We start from the raw sequence: 1,435 nt of genomic DNA, 5'->3' as shown, positions 1-1,435 counted from the left end.
GCTAACACCGATCAGTTAAGATATTTTTGATCGGTTGACCGATCTTTTGGTTGCTTCACAATACCCTTATCATCTTTTGATTATGAGGGTATTTTTATGCTTAGTCATTGGTTACTTGATACGGATATATTCGCCACTCCTGACTCTTTATCTACATTTCAGAAACATATCCCTCTTGAGTGGATTTCTAATGTGCTCGAGCAGACCGATAAAGCAAGTATTCGCAAACGTAAGTTACCTGCTGAGCTTGTCGTCTGGCTTATCATTGCAATGGGTCTTTTTCGCGACCGCTCTATTAGTGACGTTGTTGAGAAGTTAGATTTAACACTCACTGATACCCTGGGCGATACGGTTGCTCCAAGTGCTATTCCTCAAGCGAGACAGCGCCTGAGTAGCGACCCCCTCCAAGCCTTATTTCACCTATGTGCAGCCCATTGGACACAAGAAGAAGATGCTGATGATACGTGGTATGGACTCCGGTTATTTTCTGTCGATGGAACGCAATTTCGTGCACCCGATACACCAGCTCTTGCTGAGCACTTTCACTATATTAAGCACAGTAAAAACCGTCATACAGAATATCCTATTGTACGCCTATGCGCCTTAAGCTCCTTGCGTAGCCGGTTGATACACCACGTTGCCTTCGGGCCCAGTTATCAAGGTGAGGTGAACTACGCAAAGCAGTTATTTGGTCATGTAAGTGATAACAGTCTAACTATTTTTGACCGATGTTATCTCAGCGCTGAGCTACTGATTAATTGGCGTAAGCAACACCCACAGTCGCACTGGATGGTCCCGATTAAAAGCAACACGCAATACACCGTCATTGAATCTTACTCTGAGCATGACTTCAAAGTAGAGATGAGTGTATCTGCGCATGCCAGAAAACAAGACCCTTCGCTTCCTGAGTGCTGGCAGGCCAGACTGGTTCTTTATCCTGAGCCAATGGGGCCTGGAAAAATAAAAGGTCTGCTGTGCTCTTTGGATGATAAACAGGCTTTTGGTGCACAGGCCATTCTTGATGTCTATTTCGAGCGCTGGGAAATTGAAAATAGCTATGGAGAAATAAAACACCAGATGCTTGAGGATAGTATTCTTTTGCGTAGTCAGACTGTGGATGGAGTCAATCAAGAGCTATGGGGTATATTGCTAGCCTACAATTTAATTCGAGTAGAGATAAGTCGAATAGCCAAAGAGGCTAAAGTCTCCCCGCTGAGAATTAGTTTTGTCATGGCTTTGCGGGATATACAGGATGAAATACTCTGGTGTGCCATCGCTTCGCCAGGTTCAATTCCAAAGAAATTAAGGGCAATGCGAGAACGAGTGAAACGTTATATTCTTCCAGAAAAAAGAAAACGGCCCAAAAGTAGGACCGTTCGAATTTCAAAAACTCGGTACACCATTAAGTCAAAGCATGCTTAACTGAATGGTGTTA

Annotated in this window: 1 protein-coding gene; it reads left to right on the top strand. The window is 43.8% G+C overall.

Annotation, left to right across the window (positions count from 1 at the left end):
• Positions 1-96 precede the first annotated feature (96 nt).
• Entirely contained in the window at positions 97-1,422 is a 1,326-nt protein-coding gene (locus GQR39_RS19955) for an IS4 family transposase (protein WP_165725782.1), read from the top strand.
• The last annotated feature ends 13 nt before the right edge of the window (positions 1,423-1,435 follow it).

This window comes from Pseudoalteromonas sp. C8, from assembly GCF_011378685.1.
In the GTDB taxonomy this organism is placed as follows: Bacteria; Pseudomonadota; Gammaproteobacteria; order Enterobacterales; family Alteromonadaceae; genus Pseudoalteromonas; species Pseudoalteromonas arctica.
Note: the sequence above shows the minus strand (reverse complement) of the source record. Positions and strands in the feature narration are given on the sequence as shown.

Bases quoted from the DNA above. Each gene is read 5' to 3' on its own strand.
- GQR39_RS19955 (WP_165725782.1), top strand. From the start codon at position 97: ATGCTTAGTCATTGGTTACTTGATACGGATATATTCGCCACTCCTGAC.